Raw genomic sequence first — 4,823 nt, forward strand, 5'->3', positions numbered from 1 at the left:
AGGCCCAGCACTATGACGATAGACACGAAGATCAAACCACCGGAGCGGCGCGCGGCCTCGATAATCAGAATAAAGAGCGAAAGCGCGACATAGAACTGCCAGGCCTGCGAGGTTGGCACCCAAATATCGAGTGCGATTGACTTGCCATGGAGCGAAAGCAAGCCGGCGCAGAAAAAGGTCGCCAACGCAGGAATATAGCTGAGCGGGCCGGGCACCTTTTCCCAGTTGCCGGCCGGCAGAAGTAGAAATGCCGAGGGCAAATAAACCGCGATCAACAGGAAATAGTAGTTGATGTTGAAAATATGAATCCAGCCGAAGATGTAGCCGGTAGCCATGGCGGTTCCGGTGGCGCTCATCAGTAGGATGACGGCTCTCAGGGGCCGAGGAATCGCCTCGAAGCGCGACATCTCTTGGGTCGGATCCGGCACGGTGGCCCCGGCGGGCTCTTCCGTCGCAGCTGCAGCATCTTGCATCGGATTGTGTCTCTCATGAATTGACGGGTCGACAGCCGTTCCATAGGACGGGCCGGCTGGCTGTGCGCCAGAGGAAAAGATAAAGGCGGGACGGCAACTTTCTTGGCCGCCCCGACCCTCTGCCTTGGGTTACTCTTAGTCGAGCGCCCGGACGGCGTTGCCAAAAGACAAAGGAATATCGTGCGACACGCGATACTCCTTCCAGAGATCGATCCATTCTTGATCGCCCTGCTGCACTGTGATGCCACGTTCTCGCGCCTCATCCACAGCCGCCCTGAACGCTTCGACCTGCCGCTCCGCCAATGCAATAAGCGCATCCTGCCGGGCTTGATACTCCGGCTTCCAGAGATCGACTTCCTTCAAATAGCGAATGGTTCCATCGGCAAGTGGCTCAAGGGCCCCCTGGTCCAGATATTTCACCAGATTTTCCAGCGACATCATTTTGGCGTGGACATAGTCGTCTTTATATTCGTCATGGTGCTCCACCGTCCATTTGTAGAGTTGATAGACGAACTCTTCATCCTCGTCGCCGCGAACGTGGTAGTCTTGGAACGAATGATCGAGCAGTATGCCGATTGATGATTCAGTGCCTGTCTGGTTGATGCCCGGCGAATAGCCCGGAAGGATTTTGCGGTAACGATCATAGGCTTCGGGATTGTCCGACCTCTCGGGCAATGGTAGCCATCTTATCCCGCCCGGGGTGGCTTCGGCCTGATAGTTGATCCCTGATAGCGGGCCTGTGAAAGTGACGTCTGCGCGCTCCTCTGTCAGGACGGTCGTGTTGGCAGAATAGCTGCCAACCTCAATGAGGCTTACGTCGCTCTTTTCCAGTCCCCTGTAGGCAAGCAGCGCGTCAATCCCTGCAGCTAGAAAAGGCGTTGACTCGGCATAAGCGATCCGGGTGCCAGGGCCGATATCATCCAGTGATTTTATATCGGAATTTCCTCGAACGACATAGCCCCACGCAGATATGGCGGAAATACCAAACAACCTTGTATCCGATGGGCCGGCCGCCGGCGAGGCGAAGCCCAACGCCGCATCCATCTTGTCAAAATAGGTCGACGCCTGCGACAGCGCGAGCCGGCCCTCTCCCTCCGCCAGCCAAGCGGATCGCGAATAGCCGTTCGGAGACGGCTTAACGCGAGCCTTGACGCCGGTATCCGTCGAGAATTTCGCGGTCCAGGCGACAGCCAGCGAGTGGTTTGCCGTACCCACAGCTGAGGTTATGACGTTGAAATAGTCGGGCCATTTATAGGTCGAAGGTGCCTCTTGAGCCGACGCATTGGCCGACAGGCAAACTCCAACCGCCAACGCAGCGATCGACGTTACGAATTTCTTATTCATTATTGTTCTCCTCCACTTTCTCTTGAATTTACCGACAACCCCATCCGGCTTAACGGCACCCTGTCTGAAATCGACAAGAATCATTCGCGAATGGCGAACATGTGACGTGGGCAGCTCCCTCCGGCTCCACAACACGCCCCCGATATCCTCCGATCAGAACGCTCATTTCGCCACTATTTGATGAGAAGTAGATGGACGGATGAACCGCTTCAACAGCGGCTTTGCGAACCCATAATTCGCGTTTCGCAAATAGTTGGCGGCCGGTGAAGCGGCTGAGCAGACGAAACGATGACCAAAATGATCGGCGCCACCATCTGAAAGCGCATGGCTCTGCGCCCACTTCGGGCGTGAAAAAGGGGGGGCGGAGCGCGTGTTTTAGCGATGTACAAACGCTAGCCAGCAATCGAAGGCGGCAATCCTAGCGCTGATGTATTGCCTCGATGGCCCGCGAGTTAGCCGAGGCGCCTGGAAGCCAAAGACCTTCTCATAGAGGCGATGGCCTAACCCGGAAGCGCGAACTCCAATCACGCCACCTGCGAAGGTACGCTGCAGGCGGGAAATCAACAGGTCCCGCGGGTTCAGGGGCGCTTGATCGGTTCAAGCCCGCGCTCGCCATGTAGCAATCCGTCAAGGTTTCCCGATTGTGCATTTCGTGACAGCTTGAGGATCATCATCTTGGTGACTCTCCGAAAGGTCTCCATATCCTTGGGATCGATGCTGATTTCCAGCGCCTGGTCGCGTTTCGTCATTTCCTTTTCGATCTCGTTCAGCGTTTGCTTTCCGGCCTGTGTGAGATTGAGAAGAAACGCCCGCTTGTCGGTGTTGCTCTTGTTCTTCTCGACGAGACCCAGATCGACCAGCCTGGAGACCGAGCGAACCAGCGTCGGTCCTTCAATGTCGAGAGCCTTGAGCAGTTGCGCTTGTATCACTTTAGGATTCTGGTCGATGAGGATCATCAAACCTGCCTGAACGGAGGTGATCTTCGTTTTGACCTTGGTTGTATCGTCAGACCATGAGGTCGACAGAAGATTGTTGAGCCGCCTTACGAGAAATCCAGTCGTGAATGCCAATCGTCCGAAATTTACGCGGTCTTCGCTGGGGTCTGTGTCGTTGGTTCTGCCGTTCATGATCTCATTCAAGTAGGTAGGGTATGCTTCTTTTTTACCATCGGAATCGTAATGAGGGAAGACCATAAACCGCCTGCAGCCAACTGGTATGACCGAACCCGTCGTCGTCGGCGATCGGTGTCATATGGCCGGCACCCGTCAGTCCATTTCATGATGCGTGCCGCTACATGTATGCCGGATCGTCTGTGGCTGTTTCATTCCGTGGGAGGTGCGACCGCATCCGTCGCCGTGCAAATAGGCGGAACGGGGCGGCCGCGCGAACGGAGTCCCGAACACGGCAACAATGCCTTGACGAGCTACCCGATAAATAGATAGTAAGGCGAACTATGTAAGGAGCGTACTCGCTCAAGCGACCTGCACGAAAAGCCTACGCAAAAGGGAGGAATACATGAAGCTTCGTATATTGGTGGCGGGCATCGCCACGGTATTTGCTGCACAGGCGGCCAATGCCCAGCAGCTTGGAATTGGCACGATGGGGCAGGGGACGAGTGGCTATTCCATGGGGAGTGCCATTGCAAAAGTTCTGTCAGACAATGGGGTTGGCGCCCTCGTTCAGCCCAATGCGGGCACCAGCGCATACTTGCCGCTGATCCAGCTGGGCGAGCTCGATTTTGGCATCGCTAATGCGATTGAAGTCGGTGATGCGCTAGGTGGAAGGGGCGATTTCGAGGGCAAGGCCCTTGACCAGATTGCCCCGGTCGCGCGCCTGTTCCCGCTTTATGTCGGCATTTTCGCACGGGACGATTCTGGACTGGACACCGTTGCCGATCTGAAGGGTCATACCGTTACCTATGGTTATACCAGCCAGCTGACAATCGCGCGGGTGGTAGATGCGATCCTGGCTGGTGGTGGCGTGTCCTCTGAGGAGATTACACCTGTCCTTGTCCCGAACGTCTTGCGCGGGGCCGATGATTTCGCAAGCGGCCGTGCCGATGGTGCGTTCTTTGCCATCGGAGCCGGGAAGGTTTCGGAGGTTGATGCTTCGGTCGGCGGTCTGCACTTCCTGCCGTTGCCCGACACCGACGAAGCGGAGGCCCGCCTGAAAGCCGTTGTTCCCGAAGCCTATGTCACCGTGGCGGATCCCGCCCCGAACCGCACGGGTATTGCCGAGCCTATCCCGGTGATGGCTTACGATTATATGCTGGTGGCCGGTAAGCATGTGCCTGACGAGACGGTGCAAGACGTGGTTGAAATTCTTCGGACTCACAAGGATGAGTTGGTCAGCTCCTTTGGGACCTTTTCCGGCTTCGACCCCGAGAACATGTATGTCGATATCGGCATTCCATATCACCCCGGTGCAGCGGCCGCTCTCCAATAGAACAGAATCCTGAAGTCGGCGCGACGGTTCCGTTCTGGCCGCGTACCGACTTCTTATGAGGGGGGTTGCTGTGGCAAGCAGATCAATCACCGATAGACCAGCATTCCTGCGCGTGTTGGCGACAGTTGCCGCGACGGTCTTGACGCTCTGTGCGATCGCGTTCGCGGTGGACCTGCCATCGGCATTGGGCGTTTCGTTGTTCACTGAACAATATTTGGCCTTCGTGTTCGGGTCTGCATTGACGCTCGCCTATCTGACGACTGCGGGACCCAGCACCTTTAGCGTCATCTTCAACACGATCCTGGCTGGGTTGGGGCTTGTCGCTTCACTGTACATCGCGGTCCGCTACCCGGATATTGTCAATGAGCTGGTCTACAAGCCTCTGGATGGTCTGATCATCAGCGTTATTCTGATGGTCCTTACGATTGAGGCGGTCCGACGCCTGACGGGCTGGGGTCTGACCGCCATTGTCATTCTGTTCATCCTTTATGCGCTTGTCGGGCATCTGTTGCCGTTCGGCATGACCCGGCAGACTCTCTGGGACCGGCTTGCCATATATAT

Annotated in this window: 4 protein-coding genes and 1 pseudogene; 2 read left to right on the forward strand and 3 right to left on the reverse strand. The window is 56.4% G+C overall.

Features of this window, described 5'->3' with window-relative positions; all coding sequences use genetic code 11:
* From A3764_RS07130 to A3764_RS07140, 3 genes are all read right to left on the reverse strand, one after another.
* Positions 1-473, reverse strand: a 473-nt coding sequence (locus A3764_RS07130) for a hypothetical protein (protein WP_201722412.1), incomplete at its 3' end; no start/stop codon positions are given.
* Between the two features lie 135 nt (positions 474-608).
* Positions 609-1,817: a TAXI family TRAP transporter solute-binding subunit gene (locus A3764_RS07135; protein WP_067951382.1), complete on the reverse strand. Its 1,209-nt coding sequence runs from the start codon at positions 1,815-1,817 to the stop codon at positions 609-611.
* Positions 1,818-2,395: 578 nt separating this feature from the next.
* On the reverse strand, positions 2,396-2,944 hold the full coding sequence (locus A3764_RS07140) for a MarR family winged helix-turn-helix transcriptional regulator (RefSeq protein ID WP_161487231.1): 549 nt from the start codon (positions 2,942-2,944) through the stop codon (positions 2,396-2,398).
* A 388-nt stretch (positions 2,945-3,332) separates the two neighbouring features.
* On the opposite strand from A3764_RS07140, the gene A3764_RS07145 reads away from it, so the two are divergent.
* Together A3764_RS07145 and A3764_RS07150 are read left to right on the forward strand one after the other, a co-directional pair.
* Positions 3,333-4,262: a TAXI family TRAP transporter solute-binding subunit gene (locus A3764_RS07145; protein ID WP_067951386.1), complete on the forward strand. Its 930-nt coding sequence runs from the start codon at positions 3,333-3,335 to the stop codon at positions 4,260-4,262.
* A gap of 70 nt (positions 4,263-4,332) precedes the next feature.
* Positions 4,333-4,823 (forward strand): annotated as a pseudogene (locus tag A3764_RS07150) (TRAP transporter permease); the annotation flags it as partial.

Origin of the sequence: Sulfitobacter sp. HI0129 (assembly GCF_001635395.1) — a bacterium.
Lineage (GTDB): Bacteria > Pseudomonadota > Alphaproteobacteria > Rhodobacterales > Rhodobacteraceae > Sulfitobacter.